Origin of the sequence: Acinetobacter sp. YH12138, assembly GCF_015218525.1 — a bacterium.
In the GTDB taxonomy this organism is placed as follows: Bacteria; Pseudomonadota; Gammaproteobacteria; order Pseudomonadales; family Moraxellaceae; genus Acinetobacter; species Acinetobacter amyesii.
Genome location: NZ_CP048670.1, coordinates 309,036 through 333,946, shown reverse-complemented (window position 1 = coordinate 333,946; position 24,911 = coordinate 309,036). Strand labels below are relative to the sequence as shown.

17 protein-coding genes are annotated in these 24,911 nt (G+C 42.5%); 11 read left to right on the top strand and 6 right to left on the bottom strand.

Annotated elements, in window-relative coordinates; all coding sequences use genetic code 11:
• The first annotated feature begins 129 nt into the window (after positions 1 to 129).
• From G0029_RS01560 to G0029_RS01515, 10 genes are all read left to right on the top strand, one after another.
• Positions 130 to 2,352, top strand: coding sequence for a primosomal protein N' (locus G0029_RS01560; RefSeq protein WP_180106195.1), 2,223 nt, complete (start codon positions 130 to 132; stop codon positions 2,350 to 2,352).
• Between the two features lie 79 nt (positions 2,353 to 2,431).
• The gene (locus tag G0029_RS01555) at positions 2,432 to 4,273 is read left to right on the top strand and encodes a monovalent cation:proton antiporter-2 (CPA2) family protein (protein WP_180106193.1); all 1,842 of its coding nucleotides are present in this window, start codon (positions 2,432 to 2,434) and stop codon (positions 4,271 to 4,273) included.
• Between the two features lie 50 nt (positions 4,274 to 4,323).
• A complete protein-coding gene (gene hslO / locus G0029_RS01550) occupies positions 4,324 to 5,199 on the top strand; it encodes an Hsp33 family molecular chaperone HslO (protein ID WP_111885623.1) in 876 nt (291 codons plus the stop codon).
• A gap of 246 nt (positions 5,200 to 5,445) precedes the next feature.
• Positions 5,446 to 5,898 carry a DUF2147 domain-containing protein gene (locus tag G0029_RS01545; protein ID WP_180035003.1) on the top strand — a complete coding sequence of 151 codons (453 nt, stop codon included), beginning with the start codon at positions 5,446 to 5,448 and terminating at the stop codon, positions 5,896 to 5,898.
• A 284-nt stretch (positions 5,899 to 6,182) separates the two neighbouring features.
• Positions 6,183 to 6,647, top strand: coding sequence for a DUF2147 domain-containing protein (locus G0029_RS01540; protein ID WP_180106191.1), 465 nt, complete (start codon positions 6,183 to 6,185; stop codon positions 6,645 to 6,647).
• A gap of 188 nt (positions 6,648 to 6,835) precedes the next feature.
• Positions 6,836 to 7,300 (top strand): DUF2147 domain-containing protein, encoded by a 465-nt coding sequence (locus tag G0029_RS01535; protein ID WP_078192815.1) that lies wholly within the window; start codon positions 6,836 to 6,838, stop codon positions 7,298 to 7,300.
• A gap of 141 nt (positions 7,301 to 7,441) precedes the next feature.
• On the top strand, positions 7,442 to 8,404 hold the full coding sequence (locus G0029_RS01530) for a DnaJ C-terminal domain-containing protein (RefSeq protein WP_180106401.1): 963 nt from the start codon (positions 7,442 to 7,444) through the stop codon (positions 8,402 to 8,404).
• Positions 8,405 to 8,414: 10 nt separating this feature from the next.
• A complete protein-coding gene (locus tag G0029_RS01525) occupies positions 8,415 to 8,753 on the top strand; it encodes a chaperone modulator CbpM (protein ID WP_111885626.1) in 339 nt (112 codons plus the stop codon).
• An 81-nt stretch (positions 8,754 to 8,834) separates the two neighbouring features.
• A complete protein-coding gene (locus G0029_RS01520; RefSeq protein ID WP_078192816.1) occupies positions 8,835 to 9,098 on the top strand; it encodes a YdcH family protein in 264 nt (87 codons plus the stop codon).
• Between the two features lie 167 nt (positions 9,099 to 9,265).
• The gene (locus G0029_RS01515; RefSeq protein WP_180106189.1) at positions 9,266 to 9,700 is read left to right on the top strand and encodes a DUF2147 domain-containing protein; all 435 of its coding nucleotides are present in this window, start codon (positions 9,266 to 9,268) and stop codon (positions 9,698 to 9,700) included.
• A 50-nt stretch (positions 9,701 to 9,750) separates the two neighbouring features.
• On the opposite strand, the gene G0029_RS01510 is transcribed toward G0029_RS01515, so the two are convergent.
• From G0029_RS01510 to G0029_RS01485, 6 genes are all read right to left on the bottom strand, one after another.
• On the bottom strand, positions 9,751 to 11,019 hold the full coding sequence (locus tag G0029_RS01510) for a magnesium transporter CorA family protein (protein WP_078192817.1): 1,269 nt from the start codon (positions 11,017 to 11,019) through the stop codon (positions 9,751 to 9,753).
• Positions 11,020 to 11,157: 138 nt separating this feature from the next.
• Positions 11,158 to 13,245, bottom strand: a complete 2,088-nt coding sequence (gene pnp, locus G0029_RS01505; RefSeq protein WP_111885640.1) for a polyribonucleotide nucleotidyltransferase — start codon at positions 13,243 to 13,245, stop codon at positions 11,158 to 11,160.
• A gap of 273 nt (positions 13,246 to 13,518) precedes the next feature.
• Positions 13,519 to 13,788, bottom strand: a complete 270-nt coding sequence (gene rpsO / locus G0029_RS01500) for a 30S ribosomal protein S15 (RefSeq protein ID WP_067761248.1) — start codon at positions 13,786 to 13,788, stop codon at positions 13,519 to 13,521.
• A gap of 868 nt (positions 13,789 to 14,656) precedes the next feature.
• Entirely contained in the window at positions 14,657 to 16,384 is a 1,728-nt protein-coding gene (gene recD, locus G0029_RS01495) for an exodeoxyribonuclease V subunit alpha (protein ID WP_257223947.1), read from the bottom strand.
• A 194-nt stretch (positions 16,385 to 16,578) separates the two neighbouring features.
• Positions 16,579 to 20,349, bottom strand: a complete 3,771-nt coding sequence (locus G0029_RS01490) for a UvrD-helicase domain-containing protein (protein WP_227591849.1) — start codon at positions 20,347 to 20,349, stop codon at positions 16,579 to 16,581.
• The gene (locus G0029_RS01485) at positions 20,346 to 24,131 is read right to left on the bottom strand and encodes an exodeoxyribonuclease V subunit gamma (protein ID WP_180109668.1); all 3,786 of its coding nucleotides are present in this window, start codon (positions 24,129 to 24,131) and stop codon (positions 20,346 to 20,348) included. Before G0029_RS01485 ends, G0029_RS01490 begins: the two co-directional genes overlap by 4 nt.
• A gap of 179 nt (positions 24,132 to 24,310) precedes the next feature.
• On the opposite strand from G0029_RS01485, the gene G0029_RS01480 reads away from it, so the two are divergent.
• Positions 24,311 to 24,832, top strand: coding sequence for a hypothetical protein (locus tag G0029_RS01480; RefSeq protein ID WP_180106185.1), 522 nt, complete (start codon positions 24,311 to 24,313; stop codon positions 24,830 to 24,832).
• The last annotated feature ends 79 nt before the right edge of the window (positions 24,833 to 24,911 follow it).

Here is a 24,911-nt window from a genome sequence, read left to right as displayed (position 1 = left end):
AATTTCTATCAGCGCAGTTGCGTCTGACCATCAAAATCATTCATATTCTTAGATATAAAATATGAGCTCACTCTAACACAACTCCTTTACGATCACGACGAAATTTAATCAGGAACTTATCCACGTTTTATGGCAAATTCAGCGAGCATTGCAACACCTATTTACCGCGTTCGAGTCGCCGTTCCGGTATATTTATACGACTGCTTCGATTACAGCTTAAGCCAAGAGCAATACCAACAAGCTGAAGTAGGTGCACGCGTTGCTGTATCTTTTGGTCGGCAAAATTTGACCGGCATCATCGTGGAAAAAATTGCACCCGATGCACCACTCGATTCAAGCTTTAAACTCAAGGCCATTACTGAACTACTTGATGATCGCGCCATTTTAGATGAGAAAGTTTTAAATTTATTGACATGGTCTGCACAGTATTACCAATTTCCGATTGGTGAAGTCATGCAAAGTGCCCTTCCGACGCTGTTACGCCAAGGAAAGCCCTATAATTTATTGGCACGGACATGGAATCTGATTGACCATAATGCTGAAGCCAAAATTAAACGTTCAGAGCGTCAACAAGAAGCGTATAAAATACTAAAATTACATCCTACAGGCACAGGTGAAAATCTTTTAAATTTGTCAGGTGTGGAAACAGCAACACTCAAAGCCTTAGAGAAAAAAGGCATCTGCGAATGTGTGTTAGCAGAACAAGACTTTAGCCCGATGCCGATGAGCATGGCGCAAATGCCTCTTACGGCAAACCCTGACCAAAAAAAAGCGATCGATACCGTATTAAAAGCACGTAAAAAATATCAGGCCTTCCTGCTCGATGGCTTAACTGGCAGTGGTAAAACTGAAGTCTATTTACAGATCATGCAAGAGGTTCTCAAGCAAGGCAAACAGGTCTTGGTTTTAGTTCCTGAGATTGGACTCACCCCACAGACCATTAGCCGCTTCCAATCACGTTTTCATTGCAATATTGCCCTATTACATTCGGGGTTAAACGATTCAAAACGTATGCAAGCTTGGCAAGCTGCGCAAACAGGTAAGGCGTCAATTATTTTAGGCACACGTTCTGCGATTTATACGCCACTGCCTAATCTAGGTTTAATTGTGATTGATGAAGAGCATGATCTGTCCTTTAAACAACAAGAAGGCTTTCGCTATCACGCTCGGGATGTCGCACTTTATCGTGGGCATCTGGAAGAATGCCCCGTAATTTTAGGTTCTGCCACGCCTAGCATTGAATGCTATGCCCTTGCCAAACAAGGCAAGATGACAATTTTGGAACTAAACCAACGCGCAGGCACCGCGGTCATGCCGAAAATGCACATCCTTGATCTGAAAGTGGCACAGAAACAGCATGGAATTAGCCAATTATTAATTGGTGAAATCCGTAAGCGCCTTGAAAAAAAAGAGCAAGTATTGGTGTTTTTAAACCGCCGCGGTTATGCACCTGTACTGATTTGTGAAAGTTGTGCATGGCAGGCCAAATGTCCACACTGTGATGCCAATTTCACGGTTCATCGTACACCTTATCAACATTTACATTGTCATCACTGCGGCACCATTCACCGTATGCCAGATCACTGTCCACAGTGTAATCATCAGGAGCTCAAATCTATTGGGATGGGCACAGCCAAAGTTGAAGAAAGTTTAAATGAGTTGTTTCCTGAACATGACATCATTCGAGTGGATCGTGACTCAACCAGCCGCGTTGGTAGTTGGCAAAAGATTTATGACAAAATTCAAAAAAGTGAGCCTGCTATTTTGCTTGGTACGCAAATGCTGGCCAAAGGTCATCATTTTCCTTACGTCACCTTGGTGGCGATTTTAGATATCGATTCAGGTCTGCTGAGTGTGGACTTCCGTGCCATCGAACGTACCGCTCAACTCATTGTGCAAGTCACAGGGCGTGCCGGCCGTGGCGAACGTAAAGGCGATGTATTCCTACAAACATTAAGACCCGACCATCCGCTTTTGAATATTTTGGTCAATGAGAACTACCGAAAATTTGCCAAAGAAACCATGAAAGAACGGGAAATGGCACAAATGCCACCGTTTCGCTATGCCGCATTGGTACGCTGTGAGTCAAAAAACCAAGAACTCAATACTGAATTTTTACAGCAACATGCCCAATTGCTGCGTCAGGACTCTGCTGGAATTATTGACATTTGGGGGCCGATTCCTGCCCCGATGGAGCGCAAAGCCGGACGTTATCAATCCCACATGGTTTTACTGTCTACAGATCGTGCGCGCTTACATTATTATCTGCGTTATTGGTGGCAAAACATCTTGCATAACAAGCCATCAAATATGAAATTGAGCCTCGATATAGACCCACAGGAACTCAGTTAAACGCGTACAATTCAGTCTGAAAATATCAGTCATACTGAATTGCAACTTTCGACCAAAAACACAACTCTAGGACGAGTAAATGTCACTACTGTTACAGATCACAATTTTCCTTGGCGCATCCTTATTGCTTGTCCCTTTGCTCAAGCGCTTTGGTATTGCAACGGTATTGGGATATCTGTTCACTGGTATTTTGCTCGGCCCCGATGTCTTTAACATTGCCAGTGATCCCCAAGCGATCCAAGATCTCGCTGAGTTTGGCGTGATCTTACTGATGTTCCTGATCGGCCTCGAACTCCGTCCACAGCGTCTATGGAGTATGCGTAGTTCTATTTTCGGCATGGGGAGTTTACAAGTCGGTCTGACCGGTCTTGTTTTAGCGCTAGGCAGTTTTTTTGCCTTACAACAAGGCATTGCAGCCAGTATCGTTATCGGTTTCGCTCTCGCTCTTTCTTCTACTGCCTTTGTCTTGCAGATGCTGAGTGAGAAGCAGCAATTGAACACCACCTATGGGCAGCAATCCTTTTCGATTTTGCTGTTTCAAGATATGGCCGCAATTCCCCTGATTGCAGTCATTCCCCTGCTCGCAGGGACAGAATCATCACATCACGGAATCGCCTATTTCGCTGCCATCATTGCGACTTTTTCAGGCTTATTTTTATTTAGTCGATACTTAATGCGGCCTTTTTTCCGCTTCGTCGCGAAAAGTGGTGCGCATGAACTGATCACCGCTGTCGGTTTATTTATAGTGCTGGGTGTCGTGGTGTTGATGGATGTACTTGGCATCAGTACCACACTCGGAGCATTTTTGACTGGCGTGCTATTGGCAGACTCGGAATTCCGCCATGAACTCGAAGCGAGTATTGCTCCGTTTAAAGGGCTTTTACTTGGTCTGTTCTTTATGACCGTGGGCATGACCACGGAACTGTCTTTGTTTGTTGAAATGCCATGGTTCATTATCGGTGGTGCGTTGGCACTGATGCTCATCAAAATGGCGTCAGTTACCGCAATTGCACGTTATCTCAAAAATTCATGGCGCAACAGTATTTTACTGGCGACCTGTTTGGCTCAAGGCGGTGAATTTGCCTTTGTGGTCTTTAGTGTGGCGAAAAGTGAAAATGTCGTACAACAAGCCATTTTGGAGCCATTAACCCTCATCGTCACCTTGTCGATGGTGTTGACCCCTATGTTGTATTGGTTAATACAATCACAAATTTTGCCACGTTTTAATCCAAAAACCATCCCAGAGTATGACGACATTCCGGATGAACATAATCCTGTGATTATTGCGGGCTTTGGACGTTTTGGACAAATCATTGCTCGTGTGGCGCATTTACAGCATTTGTCTTTTACCGCCATTGATAGCAACTTAGACAAAGTCGATTTCGTACGTAATTATGGTGGTCATCTGTATTATGGCGATGCCACACAACCAGATATTTTACGCGCTGCGGGCATTGAACATGCCAAAGTGTTTGTCCTTGCCATAGATGATATTGAAGACTCGATGAACGTGGCGCGTCATATTCGTCTGAATTACCCTCAGTTAAAATTATTGGTCCGCGCGCGTCACCGTCATCAGGTGCATTTGCTGCGTGATTTGGGGATTGAGCATATTTGGCGTGAAACCTATTTATCCTCTTTAGGGATGGCCTATCACATGCTGTGCGACTTAGGTATCAGCGATGAAGATGCCTATAAAAGTATCGAATTGTTCCGTGATTATGATGAAAAACTGCTGACTCAACAGCAGCAAATCTATACCGATGAACAAAAGATTTATGAAACGCATCGTAACGCTTTAGCTGAACTGGAACATTTGTTTGAAAGCGATGCGCAAGCCCGTGAAAAACCTACAGGTGTTGATTTACAACGCAGCTTACAGCGTCATCGTATTGATGTCACAAGAGATGATAATGAATGACTTGTGTTTTACAATATCGTCACCATTAAAGCAGGGTTATGGAGAATTTTATGTCAGATTTACGCCAACGCTTTTTTATTGAAGATAGCCCTGTTCGTGGAGAAGTGGTTCATCTTGAAGAAGCCCTACAAACGATTCTTGCACAGCGTGACTATGCACCTGCTGTACAAATTCTCTTGGGTGAAATGCTCAGCGCGACTGCCTTGTTGGCCAGTACCTTAAAAATTAAAGGTCGTATTAGCTTACAAATTCAGGCAGCAGGCACATTTAAATGGGCAATGGCGGAATGTAATCATCTCGGTGAAGTTCGCGCACTTGCCGATTATGAAGAAGACCCGCACTTTCAAGCTGCTGAAGACAGCAGCACAGTACTGAAAGCCTTGGTAAACCCAGTACTTTTCATTAATATCGAGCCTGAATTTGGTGAGCGTTATCAAGGGATTGTACCTTTAGACAAACCGACATTAGCGGGTTGCTTGATGCAATATTATGATCTATCTGCACAGATCCCAACACGTATCGTCTTAGCAAGCAGCAACAGCCGTTCAGGTGGTTTACTGATTCAATTATTACCACGTAACAACGAAGAAGAACAACGCCGTGTCGATGAAGACCTATGGCCACGTTTAACCATGCTGACTGAGACATTAAAAGCAGAAGAGTTAACGTCTTTATCCGCAAATGAAATCTTATATCGTTTATATAACGAAGAAGAAGTTCGTCTTCCTGAAACTGAAGCCTTAAAATTTGGCTGCACGTGTTCAAAAGAACGCTGTGCAACAGCACTTGAACAAATTGGTGTTGCTGCAGTTCGTGAAACCTTAGAGTTTCAAAACCCAATTGAAATGGACTGCCAATTCTGTAATACAAAATATACCTTTACTGCAGAAGAAGCTTTATCCCTTTTTGGTCAACACCTTAGCTAAATCATTGCATGATTAAAAGCCTAAATCTAAGCATCCTTCGGGGTGCTTTTTTATTATTCCCATTAAATTTAGAACAGTTACTTTCTTGCGCTTAGTCGAATGGTTGCGAACTTTATAACCTCAAGATGATCAGCTGTATTTGCGATCAATTTTTTTTCGAGTAGAATCGCGCCAGAAATAAAGTCAAAAAAATCAACAGAGCTTTATTTTGAATAGAAAAATAATGTAAAAAAAACTGGATAAAATATGAAACTCAAAATACTCGCTATTCTTTTAGCCATGTTCTGCTTTGGCCCAATAACAGCACATGCAGCAGACCTCGTCGGGACATGGAAAACCATAGATGACAAAACAGGCTATGCCCGTGCAGAAGTCCAAATCACCAAATTAAAAGACGGTAGCTATAGCGGTAAAATCACCAAAGTACATGCCATCCCCAACCGCCCTGTCACCACCATTTGTGAAAAATGCGAAGGTAAACTCAAAAATGCACCTTTAATTGGTTTACCGATCTTCTCTGGCTTTAAACATAATGCAAAAGAGAATGCCTATACCGATGGCAAGGTGATCGACCCACTTTCAGGCAATACCTATCAAGGTAAAGGCCAATTGAATGCGCGCGGCAATGTGCTGACACTTCGAGGTTATGTTGGAACCACGCTCCTCGGCCGGACGGTATCTTGGATCCGTGTCAACTAAAGCAGCATTTCGGCTTTCATTAGCATGATGAACTCAACTCCAAACGAGTTCATCATGCCGATAACAATCTACTTTGAGATGAATTCCGACTATTTTACTTGTGCGTAGACGTTCAGCATAAACCTCATTTAGCGCAAACACGTTCATGTTTTTGCTCAAAATATAAATACCAATTCTTAAAAAATCACTAGAATATTCATATTATTTCAGGCTACATTAAACCCATAATATTTTTATGCCTTTAAGTTTTAGGCATCCGCTTTTTGTGTAATGTGGGTAATTATATGGCTCTTAAATTCCTCCCTTCTATCCTGTTCAGCATGTTCTCCATCTGCAGTTTATCCTCTGCTTTTGCAGCGATTGACCCCTTAGTGGGGACATGGAAAACCATTGATGATCGAACAGGTTATTCCCTTGCCGATGTGGTGATTCGTAAAGATAAGCATGACCTGTATTCGGCCACTATTATCCAAAGCCGAAGCGTACCGGGAACGGCAAATGTTTCGACATGCACGCAATGCACAGGTGCTCAGAAAAATAAACCCATGGTCGGGTTAACCACTTTAAGCGGCCTAAGCGCTGATCCAGAAAAGCCCAATGAATTTGTGGGTGGAGTGATGCTCGATCCCAAATCAGGCAAGCACTACAATGCACGCGCTCGTTTAATGAATAATGGCAAGCATTTGATCATCAATGGTCGTACTGAAGGCTCTGCAATTGGACGCAATGTCACTTGGGTCAAAAACTAAGCACGAGGCCTTTAAATCATTAAAGGCCTTTTTTAACTTAAAAATTAGAGTAAAAACTCCATATTAAAGCAGCGTTTTAAAAAAATATGCCAAATACATCACAAACTATCACATTGATTTTGTAGGACTTTATATATAAATTAGGCAACTTACTCTAAAAACACAATTCTGAATTTTCAGGGGATGAAATGAAAAAAATATATCAACAATTATTTGCCGGAATACTACTTAGCACTTTGTCAGGATTGTCAATCGCTGCGGAAACCGATCCGCTAGTGGGGAAGTGGAAAACCGTCGATGACCGTACAGGATATTCGCGTGCAGACGTTGAAATTCGCAAAAAAGCCGATGGAAGCTATGAAGGCATCATTGTCACCACTCGTAATGTCCCAGGTACTGAAAAAATGGGCGTCTGCTCGAATTGCCCAGGTGAATTGAAAAATAAACCTTTTATCGGCTTGCCATTTATTTGGGACTTTAAACAAGATCCAAAAAATCCACGTGAATTCCAAAACGGTAAAGTTCTGGACCCGATTGGTGGAAAAATCTATAAAGGCAAAGCAAGACTTAGTGCTTCAGGAAAACATTTAACTATACGTGGGTATGTTGGTGTATCTGTGATTGGTCGTAGTGTCACTTGGATAAAATATTAATTTTAAATGTGTTTTTAAAAGCCTCCTCGTGAGGCTTTTTTATTGTCATGTTTTGAAACAATAAGCTGCAGTTTGCCCCTATGACAGTTTGATGAACCCTTCTATATTGATTTAAACATGATCAATATTTATACAGAGAGTATGCCAGACAATCACTATCAAACTTTAGGGATCTCCCGAGATGCTTCGGCAGATCAAATTAAAAAAGCCTATCGAAAATTGGCGCGTAAATATCACCCTGACGTCAGTAAAGAGGCTGATGCTGAAGCGCGTATGCAAGCAATTAATGTTGCATACGACACTTTAAGTGATGCCGAAAAGAAAAAACAATACGATTTTGAACTCGATCATCCTCAAGGATTTGCTGGGTTTAATGCTGGTAACCAAGGTGGTTTTGACCAATCTCAGTTTTATCGCCAATCGACGACTGATGGTCAGCATGCGGACTTTAGTGGATTTGAAGACTTGTTTGGTCGTTTTGGGCAAGGCTTTGGTGGCGGTGACTATCAGTATCAACGTGCAAACCGCCAAACCAAGAGCTTCCGTGGTGAAGACCAACACGCCAGTTTAGAAGTGGATTTAGATATTGCCTTTCATGGTGCAACGCAGAATATCACCTTACAGATTCCAAGCCTCAACGCCCATGGTGAGCCTGAAGTCCAACGTAAAACCCTGCAAGTCAAAATTCCTGCAGGGATTAAATCAGGTCAACAAATTCGACTCTCCGGCCAAGGGCAATCCGGTTATAACGGTGGGGCCGCCGGCGATTTATACATTGAAATTTTGTATAAACAAACTGAGCAAACCCGCGTAGAAGGCGTTGATATTTTCCAACAACTGAATATCAGTCCATGGGAAGCCGCATTGGGTCAAAAAATTGCATTTACCAGTCCTGATGGCAAAACATTAGAACTACAAATTCCTAAAAATGCACGTACTGGTCAGCAGCTACGATTAAAGGACAAAGGGATACCAAATAAAACACCCGGACACCTTTACCTGATTTTAAATATACAGATACCAGCTGCACAAACCGAACAAGAGCAACAAGCATATGCGGCTTTTGCTCAAGCTTTTCCGTCATTTAATCCACGACAGTCTTAAGGAGAGCACCATGACAACAATTCATTATCGTGAAATTGTCTGTGACGGATGTAAACAGACTGAAATCGTAGACGAAAAAAGTAGTTTTGATCTACAACACTTTGCCTCTGCCTGTGGGCAAAGTCCAGAATGGGTTCTGCAACTACTCGAATACGATATTCTGCCTAGCCGTTCAGAAGACAGGATTCATCAATTTTTTGGCGATGATATATCTCGCGCACGGCGTGCGTATCGGCTTCAACGAGATTTCGATGCCAGTTTTACTGCGGTCGCTATGATGCTTGATTTAATTGACGAAGTTCAACAACTACGTCGCCAAGTCAAACACCAACAGTTTCATTCACATTAAATGTAATCATGAACGCTCTGCCTCGCAGGGCGTTTTTCTTTTCTTGTAGAGTTTGTCTTGTAGAGGAAGTGATCGACAACCATGAAAACACGAGATTGCAATAAAAAAGTCAAAAACATGTTTCCTGAGTACCGTGATTTGGTCTCTCAGTTACGTGATGAAAATCCATATTTTGCACGGATCTTTGAAGAACATGATGAGTTAGATCGTGAAATTATTCAATTGGAATTAAATCCTGTCAATCACCATAACACGGATATTGAGACCATTAAGCGTAAGAAATTAAAGCTAAAAGATGAAATTTATCGCTTGCTGAAAAGTAACGAAAATGATGATATCTCTTGAGATATCGATTCATGTATAGGGGATTTTTCATGATGCATGTCGTTCGCAGTACAACCCACGAGGCTACGCAATTGAATTACTAAGACCATAAGGATCGGTCAAATCGCGTTGTACTGCAGATTTAAAAAAAAATTTAAAAACAATAAAATCATGACAAAGGATTCATCATGCAAATACATCATGTGCTATTTGGAGCATTACTCAGTTTCAGCGGTCTGTTGCATGCCAGTGATATGACCGGTGTTTGGAAAACAATTGATGACCAAACAGGATATTCACGCGGCGATGTCACCGTCGTTAAAAATGCCGACGGGACGTATAGTGGAACACTCACTGCAATATGCCCATTGCCGTACAAACCCTTGGTTGAAGTATGCTTAAAATGCAAAGGCAAACTCGAAAATGCTCCCTTGGTGGGCCTCGAAATTATCCAAGGATTTAAATCAGACCCACAACGTCCAAATGAATATAGCAATGGAACCGTACTGGATCCCCTCTCGGGCAATGTCTATAAAGGCAAAGGCAAGCTGAGTACAAATGGCAAACGTTTAACCATGCGCGGCTATATTGGCGTGTCCGCACTCGGACGTAGCACCACATGAATTCGTAATGATTAGCAACTAAACCCACCCATCAGAGAAACTGACGCGAACTATTTGAGTTTCGTCAGCTTCTCAATTTCTTTCATGGTTTTAACCGTACCTTTGACTGTGCCCTTCACCGTCTGTTTGATTGGTTCATAATCCATAAACCAAAACAGATTCATGTGTTGATCGCCGTGCTGCTGTGCCAACATATCAATCACGCTTTTTTCACCGCGCCCGACCAAATGCCGTCGATAAAAATAATACAGTAGTAAAATCGTGGTCATCAGCATGATGCCGAGCATGATCCAAAAACCGGTTGGCGATTTGAGTCCCGGAATAAACTCAAAGTTCATACCGTATATACCGGTTAATAAGGTTAATGGTGCGAAAATTGCCGTAATAATCGCTAAAATACGCATATTTTCATTGGTTTGGTTAGCAACGGCTGAAAAATGCAGATCAATGGCGGCCTGCACGGCACTGCGTAATCGTGTAGTGTGTTTTTGAATGCGTTCGATATGACTGCTTAAATCATCTACGCGAACCAGCATGATATCCTGCTTTTCACTGCGCTTTTTACCTTTCAAATGCGGGTAATTATCTACAACTTCATCACGCAGTTCTTGCAAAGCTTCAATTTGCTCTTCACACAAGTTTTCCACTTGCTGAAAGGCCATATTTTCCTGCAGCAGCTGATGCCACTTGGTAAAACGCCGATGGCCTTGCAGCAATTCTCGCTGCCAAAACTCGACACGGCGGGTCAAAGGAACACGTAAATCCAAGTAACCATCTACCATATTATTCAGTAAGCGCAATGCCAAATCTAAGGGTGTAATGGCTAATTTTCGTGGTTTATTTTGTTCATCAATCGGACGAGAAATTAAAGTTTCAATCCGTTGGATATAACTTTCAATGGCTTTGTTGCCCTTTTCGCGCACCGTGATCAGCACTTGGGGCGTGATCAAAAAACTGATCGGGGTGGTCGCCAAACCAAAGACCCGCTCATGCTTTTCAAGAGCTTCTGCACCTGCAACAATTTGGTCATCGGGTGTGACCATTTTTCTAAAAATTAATAAATCATAATCATCGAGTGTGTCAAAGGCACACGGATGCTCTAAATTTAAAATATCCCGCAGATGGTATTCATTGACCCGTAGATCTGATGCCTGAAAAATATCACTCTGCCACTGCTCTGGGCGGTTGACGACATCTTCACGGGTACAATCAATCCAAATAAACTCAGGTTCAAGTTCAGGATGATGCTCACATTGCACTTGGTCTTGCACATAGATATGCGCGGCTGTTGGATGCTGAAAAAAATAATAGGTTTGCATATCTCATTTATTATTGTGTTTACTTTTTGCATGATGCCATAAAAAAAGCCTTGAGCAAGTCAAAGTTCATACTCTGACTACACTCAAGGCTTTTGTGAATCCATTCACAGAGCCGAAACTCTGTGAATCAGCAAACTATTAAGCTTGTTCGATGTCTTTCATAGTTAATTTGATACGACCACGGTTGTCGACATCAGCAACTTGTACTTTGATCTCTTGACCTTCAGACAATACGTCTGAAACGTTCGCAATGCGTTCGTTTGAAATTTGAGAGATGTGAAGTAAGCCATCAGTACCTGGAAGGATGTTTACAAACGCACCAAATTCAACGATACGGATTACTTTACCAGTGTAGATTGTACCTGGTTCGATTTCAGCAGTAAGCGCTTGGATTTTCGCAACAGCAGCAGAAGCAGCCGCTTTGGTTTCACCAAATACGCGAACTGTACCGTTGTCTTCGATATCAATTGCCGCTTTGGTTTCTTCAGTGATTTGACGGATTGTTGCACCGCCTTTACCAATCACGTCACGGATCTTATCAGGGTTGATGTTGATCACTTGGAATGTAGGTGCATGCATTGAAATTTCAGGACGAGCACGTGAAATCACTTGGTTCATTGCATTTAAGATGTGCATACGACCTGCATACGCTTGGTTTAATGCAACTTCCATGATTTCTTCAGTGATACCTTCGATTTTGATATCCATTTGAAGTGCAGTAATACCGTTTGCAGAACCGGCTACTTTAAAGTCCATATCACCAAGGTGGTCTTCATCACCCAAGATGTCAGAAAGCACTGCGAAACGTTCGCCTTCTTTCACAAGACCCATCGCAATACCAGCAACTGGCGCTTTAATTGGCACACCAGCATCCATAAGTGATAAAGAAGCACCACATACAGACGCCATTGAAGATGAACCGTTTGATTCAGTAATATCAGATACGATACGAATCACGTACGGGAAGCGGTCAGCTGCAGGAAGAACAGCTTGTACACCACGACGCGCTAGACGACCATGACCGATTTCACGACGTTTAGGACCAGATTCACGACCAGTTTCACCTACAGAGTATGCAGGGAAGTTGTAGTGCAACATGAAGTTGTCAGTTTTCGTACCTGCTAATGTATCCACCATTAACGCATCACGTGTATTACCCAAAGTTGTTGTTACCAACGCCTGAGTTTCACCACGTGTAAATAATGCAGAACCGTGAGCACGGTCTAATACACCAACTTGTACGTCAAGCGCACGAACTGTTTTGGTATCACGGCCATCAATACGTGGCTTACCTGACAAAATATTGTCACGTACTGTACGGTATTTAAGGTCTTCGAATAATTCAGCTAAGTCGTCAGCGATACCATCAACGTCTTCTTCTGGAACGAATTGAGCAACAGCTTCAGCTTGAAGCGCATCAAGTGCTGCATAACGATCGTGTTTAACAGCGATTGTGTATGCTTCAGAGATTTTCGCTTCAAACGCTTCTTTTAATTTCGCACGAAGCTCTTCGTTTTTCGCAGGTGCAGTCCAAGTAGACTCTGTTGCACCAGCAGCTGCAGCAAATTCTTTAATCGCTTGGATCGCGATTTGCATTTCGTCATGACCGAACAATACAGCGCCAAGCATTTGGTCTTCAGAAAGCTCTTTCGCTTCTGATTCAACCATCAATACCGCAGATTCTGTACCTGCAACCACAAGGTCAAGGTCAGATTCTTTTAGCTGTTCGTGGTTCGGGTTTAGGATGTATTCACCGTTGATTAAACCAACGCGAGCACCACCGATTGGACCACGGAAAGGTGTACCCGCAATTGCAAGTGCAGCTGAAGTACCTAACATTGCAGCAATGTCAGCTTCCATTGTCTTATCAGAAGAAATAACAGTCGCAGTCACTTGGATTTCGTTGTAGTAACCTTCTGGGAACAATGGACGAATTGGACGGTCAATTAAGCGTGAAATAAGCGTTTCAGCTTCAGATGCACGGCCTTCACGTTTACCATAACCACCCGGAATACGACCTGCAGCATATTGTTTTTCTTGGTAGTTAACAGTCAATGGGAAGAAGTCTTGACCTGCTTTCGCTGTTGGCTGAGCAACAACAGCAACAAGAACTTGTACACCACCCATAGTGATGATCACAGTATTCGCTTGACGCGCAATACGACCTGTTTCTAGGACAACTTGATGCTGACCATATTGGAATTCTTTACGAATAATATTAAACATCGACATGTTTTATTTTTTCCTGATTTTATTCTAGTGGAGACCCCTAAGGTTTGGCATTCATTCAACGCCCCAAACGCTGTAACATAAATGACAAAGCTTAGAAGCCGACCTCACTAGAGATTAAAAACATTAATTTAAAATACTAATTTAAGACACAAAGAAGGAGCGAATCATCGCCCCTTCCCCATTATCCAACCAAGGTTGGATAGACTTTAGTTTTCAGTAATACGGCACTTAGCATGCAATAGTCCGAAAATAAAAGTTTAAATCGAATTAACGACGTAAGCCTAAAGCAGCAATCAATGCGCTGTAACGAGTAGCGTCTTTACCTTTAAGGTAGTCAAGAAGCTTACGACGTTGGTTAACCATACGAATAAGACCGCGACGGCTATGGTGGTCGTGTTTGTGCTCTTTGAAGTGACCTTGTAAATCATTGATTTGAGCAGTTAAAAGAGCTACTTGAACTTCTGGTGAACCAGTGTCGTTTTCAGCGCGAGCGAATTTTGCAATGATCTCTGCGCGATCTGCGTTTGTTAAAGCCATTCGATTTCTCCGAGATGCTTATAAAGTTAACTTTTGATACGAATCAACCAATAAATCAGCTGACTGCCGTGCATCACTACAGCAAGTGCATTATATTAAGGGAAAATCGTCTTAATTGCAAAAAGAGATAGCCGACTTCGTCAGGTTATGTTAATGACAATAACGCCTTATTTTTCCTCTCGATTCCATTATAAATTTTTTATATGCTTCGACACTCTATACGACACAAAACTGCATATTTTCAACACATTGAATTCCATATTATTGAATGAATTTTAAACTGATTTTTTGATACATTTTGCCACTCGATGTTTAGAATACAAAACTCAAACTGGAATGATTAAAAAAAAGCCCGAGCTGGGCTCGGGCTTTTTTGCGCTGTAGTTTCTTCTTTTTTAGTTATTGTTTTATTATTTATTGTTTTATGTGGCGCTTTTCCGCGTCCTTATGTTAAACATTCCATGTTTTAACTTGCACTTCCTTATGTGGTAGATTTTGCCACAACGGCTGTTAGATAAAAGTCGTATTTTTCGTATCTATATGTAAGCTTTTTCGTACATCGGTTAAGCTCTATTTCTTTTCTGTTACAGCATATAGGCATTTCTTATTTTCTATACATAAAAAAGCCTTGTAGTCTCTCCCAAAACTACAAGGCTTAGCGGCTGTAAGTTTCCTATTTCCTTACTTCACTGTAAGTTCGCTGTCTTTTGACGTTATTCTTATACTTTTGCGATTTTACTCAACCATCCGTGTTGAGTTCTTTTTCTGTGAAGTCATCTTCTCAAAAAGCTCTAAGAAGCTCTATGCGCAAATCTCCTTAATCAATGTAAGCTATTTCTTACAAAATACGGCACATTTAGCTCAGGCTTTACAAAGATAGGTGATTGTTAATTTTTTCTAACAAACCACTAACTCGTGCTGTTCTTTTTATAAGCACTTTTGCCAATGCATCTTTTGCAACAAGTAAACTCACCACTTTTTTCGCACGAGTGATGGCGGTATAAATCAGCTCTTTACTCATCATTTCGGTTGCATGATTTTCCAAAACTACCGCCGTATGGGTAAATTCAGAACCTTGAGACTTATGTATGGTCAATGCGTAGGCAGTTTCTATACTTTTAGGTAACCGTGTTGCCACAACCCATTTATCCAAACTTGGAAAATAAACCTCAAACTGCGACTTTTCCGTCATCGGTCGTTTTAAGCAAATCCCAATATCACCATTTGATAGTCCAAGTTGATAATCGTTATAGGTCATCATGACTGGACGACCGACATACCAATCCCCTTGTTTCAACACACCCAAGGCATTTAAGACCCGTAGTTCAATCTGCTGATTGAGTTCGTGTAAGCCTAATTTTCCATGTCGAATGGCCGATAGAATCCGATAATCATCAAAATAGCGAATCAATTGGGCTAACCAATCTGTATATTCAGCGGGTTGCTCTGGCCATTGTTTTAACCATGCCACATAGGGCTGAAAACCATACATCAGTTGATCATAATATTTTGCCCAATGTGCCGCACTGTTCGTGGCTTCGGGGAGATATTGCAACTGAATCACATCGCTCATATTCGGTGTCAGTTGAATCGGCTGAAGTTCGGATGCAGATACCACCTGATGTTCGAATTTCACCAGAACTTCTGTGGTTGTTTGCTGTTGTTCTTGTTGTTGAATAAAACGAGCAAACTCACCAATGGCTGCACCCTGTACAAAACGGCGGCTGGTCTGTAAATGGGTACGGTTGGCTTGTAAGGCATCCACATCCTGAAGATTAGCCAAAACAGCGCCAACATCGACCGAAGCCAACTGTTCTGCATCCCCCAATAGAATCAGCTTACTGTTCTGAGGGATTGCCGCGAATAGCATCTGCGCCAAACTTAAGTCCAACATAGAGGCTTCATCGACCACAATGACGTCATAGGGTAAGCGTTGACGTTCATTAAACCGCGGGATAGCGCGCGTCCCTAATCCCAATAGACGATGCAAAGTTATAGGTTTCAGTTGTTTATGAATAATCGAATAATGCTGCAATGCAGGATCTTTAAACGCTGCTTGTAAGGCTTCTTCCATTCGCTGCGCCGCTTTTCCTGTCGGCGCTGCCATGGCAATTCTTAAATTTGGATTTTGCTCATTCAACACCGCAATAATCCGAGCCAAGGTATAGGTTTTACCTGTCCCAGGCCCACCGGTAATGATATTAAAATTGTGCTGACACACCATGTGCAGTGCTTGAATCTGATGAGGATCGGTCAGTAAATCCTTTTCAATATTAAGCATCTGCGTTTGATTGAGATTTTGCTCTGTTTGCTGTTTTAAACGTGCAACTTGCTTGGCTAAAGCATTTTCTAGTGCCCAATAGCGATAAAGATAAAGTCGCTGTGAATCAAAAATAAAAGGCGCAACAGGTGTTTTTTCAGCTTGCTCGTGCTGAACCATCTGAGCCAAACATTGAATCTGCGCATCTTCGGCCAAAATACAACTATCGCCTTTTTCCACGGCTTGCATCAATTGTTGAATTAACTGATTTGCAGCAGGATGACTGGCCTGATTGGGTAAATAATGTTGGATTAAATAGTCAATCCAATCCGGCAAAACCGCATCTAAATCAGCTTTTTCTTGGGTATTTTGGGGAACTAAAACCTGCGTTTCTACAGTATTTTCTTGTCCCGCGTGCAAAGGCTGTGCTGACAAGGCTTTTTGATCATTTTCCACACAGTTATCCTCAAACTTATCCACAATGCAACTTATTGTTTCAGCGTGAATATTTTTATCTTTTTCGTGCTTATTCACGTTTTAGCCACAACCTTTTCGCTCAATATTGCATCGAGGTTTTGAATGAATGTATCCGCCGGCTTCCAGTGATATACCCCTCGATCGGACTGTCCATCCATACCGCGAAGATACAAATAACTCGCCCCACCCAAATGCTGCTTCATGTCATAGTCTTTCATCACGGCTTTCAAATAACGATGTAGGGCCACCAAATATAAAGCCGCCTGCAACCAGTAACTAGAATGACTCATACTTTCTCGAATATAGGCATGATTATAATGTGCGGTCTGATCACCTAAGAAATTACTTTTATAATCGGCAATGTGATAACGCTGACCATCAAAATATACCAAGTCAATCGACCCCGTCAGATAGCGTGCCGTAAACACATCATTCAAATCTTGTATCTGTAAATCTGGCTCATTTAGGCTTTCAAATAGCATGCGTATTTTATGTATTGCCAATGCACGATCCGCCATACTTAAATGAAAGTCCATTTCTGAACGGTATTCACCATCGTTTAACTGATGCAGGCTAAAACCATCATGCAACGGTGTATGAATGATTTGACTGTACCATTCCTGCATTTCTTCAATCAGTTCAGCTTCATCTTGTTCAGGGTTCGCCGTTTGCCCAAACTGTTTAATCAAATTTTGCAATATTTGCGGCGAATCAAACTCAACATCACTATGAAAGCGCGATGCGATGGCTTTGGCCAACTTATCTTCTGGGGTGCTAAATCGAACTTTTTCCATCAACTTGTGCAAGAAACTTCCGGGCTTGGTTCCCTTTGGAAAATGCCGTTTAATCCAGCTAATTTTCTCTGCAGTTTCTGCTTCAATAATTTCAAGCTGTTCCACTTCATCGGCAGCACTGGCTTCTGGCTCGGTCATGACCGCTGCCAGTTGGTCACGTTGTATATGTGCCTTATGTGTCGTGCGCGTGAGCGCGGTAAAGCTGGTGGTTTCCCGTGGATAAAAATGGCTGTTGGGAATTTCTTCCGCGTCTAATACAACAGCTTCAACCTGAGTCTGAGTCAAAATCGGTGGTGCTGCACGCAAAACATCAGCATCCACACTTTCTGCATGTTGGAACAGATCAGGTTCGCTTCCACGCCAAAAAGTCAGTCCTGAACGCGCTTCTGCCACTTGTTTCTTTTCTACTTCATGATGACGCAGCACGGCATAGACACGATAACTGGCACGGGTCAACGCCACGTACCACAAACGATGGTGCTCTGCTTCATTACGTGCTTCATTTTGTTGAATATCATCTTCGGGTAAGTCCGAAGACTTCACAGCAATCACACGTTCTAACCCAAGGCTTTTTTGCTTATTGTCTTTAAGGGAAAAATTCAAATTGCCTTTTTCACTTAAGCCTGCATTTGCTCCCAATAAAAATACACAACCAAACTCTAAGCCTTTGGATGCATGGATCGTCATCAATTGCACCCCCAATTGCCCAGTCAATTTTCGCTCTTGGGTGCTTTCATTATTGATGCCTAAATTGATTTGGCGAATAAACCATTGATAAAGCTTATGTGCACCTGTGTAATGTTCACTTTGCTGACTTAATAATTCTGCGATATGGCGTAAATTCACCACTGTGCGTTCATTATCTCGACTTTGCCCAGCCACCAAACGCGTCCACACCTGAAAGACCGTCATGCAGCTATTCCACGCGCTGCGGAATCCTTGCTCATTCCAAATTTGTCGGATCTGTTCGAGTTTTTCGATAATTTCGCTCAGTCCATCTGCCTGCTGTTCGAGTGCGACCAGTTGTTTCAGATCAAAACCCAATAAACGGCTCAGCAGCGCACGTTTCACCTTGGCTTCTTGATAAGGATTTAAAATCGCCGTCAGCAAAGCGGCAACATCTTGTGCGACGGAACTTTTATAGACACTGTCCCGAGAGGCTTTATAACAAGGAACGCCCAGCTGCAATAAACATTGTTGCACTTGCTCTAAGTCGAAATGGTTTTGCCCCAAGACCGCAATATCGTTTGCTGTCAGTGCTCGCTGGGTATTGTTGTCTTGAAAATATAAATGTCCTTGCTGAGCTTGGTTGAGCAAGGACTGAATCTGCCAAGCCACTTGCTCTGCTTCATTCAGCGTTTCATCCAAAGCCAACCAACGCAGCGGTTGTGGATTGACTTGATCATGATCAATCAACGGAGGATGCTCGCGCTCCCCTGCTTGAATTGGGGTGTATTCAACATGCTCACCAAAGTCCATTTGCCGATGAAACAAGGCATCCACCACTTCAACCAAATTTTTGACTGAACGATGGTTTTTGTTCAAGGTATAACAACGTCCACCCTTAATTTGAATATCATGACGCGCTTTACGATAGGTCAGCATGTCACCGCCACGGAACCCATAAATCGCCTGTTTCGGGTCGCCGACCATAATCATACAACCCTGATGTAAGCGCTCCTTGACCCGCCAAATACTGGACAGCATGTCATCTTGATCTTGGTTGGTGTCTTGAAATTCATCGACTAAAATCAGCGGATAACGCGCCAAAACATGGGCAGCAAAACTGTCTTTCCCCGATGCTGAACTTTGCTGTAAAGCTTCCGACAAGGTCCGAATTTGTTGTGAAAAGGTGGTTTCCCCAGCGTGGGACAACACTTGAGGCAAACGCTTTTTAACTTCCTGCGCCAAATAAAAATTTAGATATTGTTCTGCTTGATTGATATGTTCATAAGCGCTGAGCACCGTTCGGAGTTGTTGAACAAAAGCATGTTGATAAAATTCTTTTGAGACATCTGGCTGCTCTTCAACGATTTTGTCTTTAAAGACACGTGGCTTAAATTCAGTTTTATTCGGATCATAAAACAATGAACGAATGGCTTTCATTGTCGGTTGTAAAACGTCGGACTGAGTCAAAACCCCTTGGCTACCCGCAGCTTCAAAGTGCTGTAAAAACTCGGGAATGCGTGTGTTAAAGGTGACAAAGAATGCCCCTTTATTAAAACGTCGAGCGTCGACAAGGTTCTTATAATGACTTGCGGCATCAAAACACGCTGCAAGTTCTACACGAGCAGCAGGCAGCATTTGTGCAAGCTGATGACACATCGCCTCAAAATGTGCCAAAGCATTTTCGGGTAATTCAGGGACACGTAAATCCACCGATGGGAAGTTTAGACTTTCCTTTACCACGCCCAGATAGTATTCAGGGCCTTTCAACTGATGATTCAACAGCAAATATTCAATCAAATGCGCAGGCTGCTGCTGAATCCAATCTCTTAATAAATCATGAATAATACGTTCAATATGTAGATCTTCATCTTCACTGATTTGCACCTGTTCGATACGACCACTTTCAAAGGCAAATTCACGTAATAACTTTTGACTAAAGCTGTCTAAAGTTCCGACAAAGAGTTCTTCATATTGTTGTAAGACCACGTTCAGCCGATTGTAGGCATAATCTAAATGATGCCCATGATCTTTCAACACCTGCTGATACAAAGGGTCACTCAAACTCTGCTGAAGTTCGGCCAACTCATCTTGAGGTGCCGCGAGCAGGCCATAAATAAAGTCACGGGTTTCTTCAATCCGCAGTCGTACCCGCGCTTTGAGTTCCGCTGTGGCTTTACGGGTGAAAGTGGTGGCAATGACCTGATTCGGCATATAGCGATCGAGAAAAATCCGCACCATTAGACTGGAAAGCGTATAGGTTTTACCTGTACCCGCAGAAGCCTCTATCCAATGCAGTCCCGTAAAGCTCATGTCTGCAATCGGGTTGGTGGACATATTCATCGTTTGCTGTGGCATATTCATTTTTTGACCTCAGGCTTGATGACATTAAGTTTTTTTAGGCCGTCATATGCCTCGGTATCCATCACATGATATAAACGTTCTGCATAATAACGACAGGACAATGCCAGAAGTTCATCTGCCGCTTGTTGCTGTAAAATAAAGCTCCAATCACGATGGTGGCTATTGGCTTCATTCGACTCCAACTCCACACCACCAAAACTATGATTTTTCAACCATTCCTCTTGAAGTTTTGCAAAATTATCTGGCATGAGTTGGCCTGTTTCATTTTTCACCCAAGTGCATTTTTCTTGGCGAATTAAAGCAGCAGGCAGCACCACAGGACGTTTTTGTGCATGTTTCCACATCGCCAGCCATTCACTGAGCTGCAGCTTGGCTTGTGCAGAGCTTAAACCACAACAAACTATACTTTTATCATTACAAATCACTTCACGACGATATGCAGCCCCCTCATCACCTAAGTCTAAATAGCTCAACCACAGTAGATATTCGAGCCAAGTTTGTGTCTGACGTTTAGGCTTTGCCCCAGATGCCATACAGCTTAACCAATGCATACTCTGACGGTCTTCAGGCACGGTGATGCTCAGTATCAAATGCGGTTCAAGCTGTAAGTTTTGTAAAGTGGTCACAGTTACACAACGTCCATCTAAACGTGCTAACAATTGTGCCTGCTCTTGCAAACTAAGCTTCCAAGTCGCTATTTGGCTATGTCCCACAGGCAGTACATCTTGGAACAAGGCCATGTCCGGTTCAGATGGAGTCGTGGAGTTCTGATCCTCAGCTTGATTGACACGAGATGCAGGCTGCACATAATGCTTTTGCAATAATTCACGGACATGGTATTGCTGTAAACGGTCAAGTAATAAAGGCTCTTTCTGTGGTAACTGATCACCGGTATACACACTGGCCACACCAAGCGTTTTCAAATATGCCCGAGCTGGGAATACCACATCTTTAATCCATTCCTGACCATCTAATACCCTTACTTCTTGTGCATCATGCACTGGATAATCAAGGTTAATCCAGGGTTGGCGTTGTCCAGACTGATTTAAAATATGTTCCGCCACAGCAAACCATTGATCTTTATATCGTACGTTTTTCGATTGCTGAAATCCTGTCGGGTCAAATGGCTGCAAAGGATAAATATGATAGAGCGGTTCGAGTTGCTCTGGAATTCGTAACCCATCCAAATCCAACATGGCATCATGTGGCTGATCTAACTGCTGGGGTTGAATCATTCGAGCGAGGAATTGGCTAAACTCATAAATGACAGATGATGGTTCACGACTTTCACCTCCATTGACATCAAAGCCATTATAGAAAATCCATAAGGACTTTCGGGCAAATAACAAGGCATCTAAAAATGCACCTTTATCATCTTCCAAACGTGAGCGATCACCCAATACTGGCTTAAACACATCCATTAAATCAAAAGGTACTTTCTGATCACGACGTGGGAATTTTCCACTATCCATGTTCAACAACACCACCAGTGAAAATGGGACTTGACGGATTTTACCCATGTCTGCAAAGGTCACTGAACCAGTTGGTTCGATCTGGTCGACAGAACCATCGATGCCTTGTTGTATCTCCTTGAGCAATAAAGATAGCGGTAAATTAAAGCTATTTGGTAGCGACTCAACTTTTTCACTTTGGGCATTTTTCAGTCGTTGTGTCATTGCACGCATCACACCGCGTATGGTTTCAAATGCTCGACCACTGGCTTCAACAAAAGGTTTTAAATCTGCATCTAGCTGTTGCAACCACGCTTTGACCGTCTGTGCACTGAGGTTAGGATTAAGCCAATCTCGACGCGCACTGATATCTTGATAGATCTGAATTAAGGTTTGCACCAACTCAAAATCACTACTCTGCACCCCTGCGAAACTTAAAGTATTCTCAAATACGGCATGCTGTGGAATCGCAATCCCTAACGCCAAACGGTCTAAAGCAAATTTAAAGGTATAACGATAATCTCGGTCTTGCTCAGACAAATAAGCCAACATGTGCTGTTCATCTAAACCACGACGGAAACCGGCTTGAATTAGCAGCTCCATCATACGTTCCATTTGCACATGGTCGAGCTGATACAGTTCTTGCACCGCATTCAAATTCAACCAATCGTGAAAATCTTCTGCGGTAAAACGACCTTGGCTAATTTCAATGCGTCCAACAAAGGCTTTCCATGCATTTTGAATATCTTGACTAACCACTCCTGCAATTTTTACTGGGATATAAGGTAAATCCACAGCACTGCAACCCATGCCTCGAGTCGTCGAAAAGACCGTCCGAATATGCGGTTCCAGTTCTTTTAAATTTGGCACCAATACCAAGATATCACTCGGATGGCGTGGCTCTTGTTCCGAGCCTTCGGCCAACCAATGTACCAACTGCTCACGTAAAACCTCTAACTGACGCAGGCTAGAATGACAGACATGAAATTGAATCGATTCATCTGAACCCGCGAGTGCATATTGATGCTGTTCGGGCTCTTCTAGAGTCATGATGTCATATTGAATTTGAGCGAGCAGCGTTGTCGGCTCAGTATCTGGAAAAATATCTTCCCAGCCTTCGCCACCAGACATATTCACCAATAATGCAAAGTTATCCCGCGCACGTTTGCCTAAACGAGTCAATAATGAATGCTGTGATTCACGAAATTCCGCATTGGTCATACTCAGATAGGCCTGAATTTGCGCTGTGCTGACATTAGGATTTCGTTCAATATAACGCTGTTGCAATTTTAGGTTATAACGATCTTTCCAAACAGGATCGACCATGTCTGCCCAATACTCACGCGATGGGTTGAAATACAACAAATGTACTTCGGTATACGCCGCCAAACGATATAAAAATTTGAGTTGTGCAGGTGGTAGTTCTAAGGTAGTAAAGACGAAAATCTGTTCAGGTAAACCGTTATAGGTTTGATGACGCTCATCATCATCGCGTTCATCATCCTCAGCATTCAAATCAAACTGCTGCTGCCGATTTTGCTCAGCATGCGCCAAGGCAAACCAAAATTTATTGTCTATTTCCTGACGGTCATTAAAATCTTTTTTGAATACTTGATGCCACAACCAACGCTGCCACTGCTCTAGTTGTCGAGCCTGCGTCGGTAAATATTCATCAGCTTGTTCAGGTTTCAGACCTGTGAGTTGCATAATATTTAATGGCTGGTTATGACTCCACGCTTTTAGCCAGTCGGTATCGCAATGTGGACAAATCCATTGCTCAACACCTTCATCCGGGGTATGAATACAACTGCCACGAAAGGCCATGTAGTTGGTAAAAAGCCGGGTGACTTGAGCAGCGACCCAGTACAACATTTCTTGGCGCTTTTGCTCACGTTTTTTTCGATCTGAGAGTTGTGCTGTGCTGTCAAAAATACGCTGAACTAAGGGCTGTACGTCTGTCGGAATCTGAGCAGCATCAAACTTGTCTGCCGCAATAAAACCGGCTAGAGCATTATAAATACGCCACTGCATAATCAATGGCGGCATGTTGATACCTTTAATTCGCTCACGGTCTTGTTTGTTCGGCAAGGCCCAATCGTAGGCTTTCCACTGCAACCCTAAAATTTTACGATGATGCTTAATATTGGCACTAATACTGATTTTTTCAGCAACTTGTTTTTCTAACCATGCTGCAATGGCTTGATCGGGTACCACGATATGCCGTTCTTGCAAGACAGATAATGCATTAGTCGACTGATTTGATTTCAATTTTTTGATTAGACAATCCACCAAAACTTCGATTCTTTGACTCTGAATTACATGTATTGCCATGGATTACCTTTACAGCCTGAGTGACCAACTACTACAAAACAACAATGATTATTTACTATACATCTTGGGCTGTCTATGCGACTTTGACAAGAGAATAGATTGCAAAAAATGCTTTTAAACAAGTATCTTAATGATACTTTATGAGAAAAAAACCAATCCAGTATCAAGGGTATTTGCTTATGAAAATTGATAACATTCCTGATTCCATCGACCCTAACTTAAATCTGGACATTATTCGCGCTGAATGCTTAGAGCTCGTTAAAAAACGTGCTTATTTTTCAGCAGGTGCAGCCATTATTCCTGTGCCATTTTTGGATGTGGTGATTGATGTCGGAATTTTGTCACAGCTCATTCCAGAAATTAATGCGCGTTTTGGTTTAGCGCCAGATCAAATTAGTGTGTTTGATCCAAAAACCAAACAAATTCATTGGACTGAACTGCGTAAACGTGGTGTCGAATTTTCTGGTTTAGTGGTTGCACGAACCGCGATGAAAAAATCGCTAAATAACATTGCAGCAAAATATATTACCAAACAAGTCACTAAATTTATTCCATTAGGTGGACAATTGGTGGCAGCCAGTTTGGGTTATATTGTGATGAAAAAAGTCGCTGAAACCCATGTAGAAGAAAGCTACCAATTGGCGAAGCGTATTCAACAGAAATTTCCGAACCAACCTGTCCCAACACCAAACAATGCTTAATGCAGCGACGTTTAGTTTATGAACAGGTTTAAAACATTAAAGCGCTCTAAATCATAGGCCTGAAGATCCAGTAAATTTG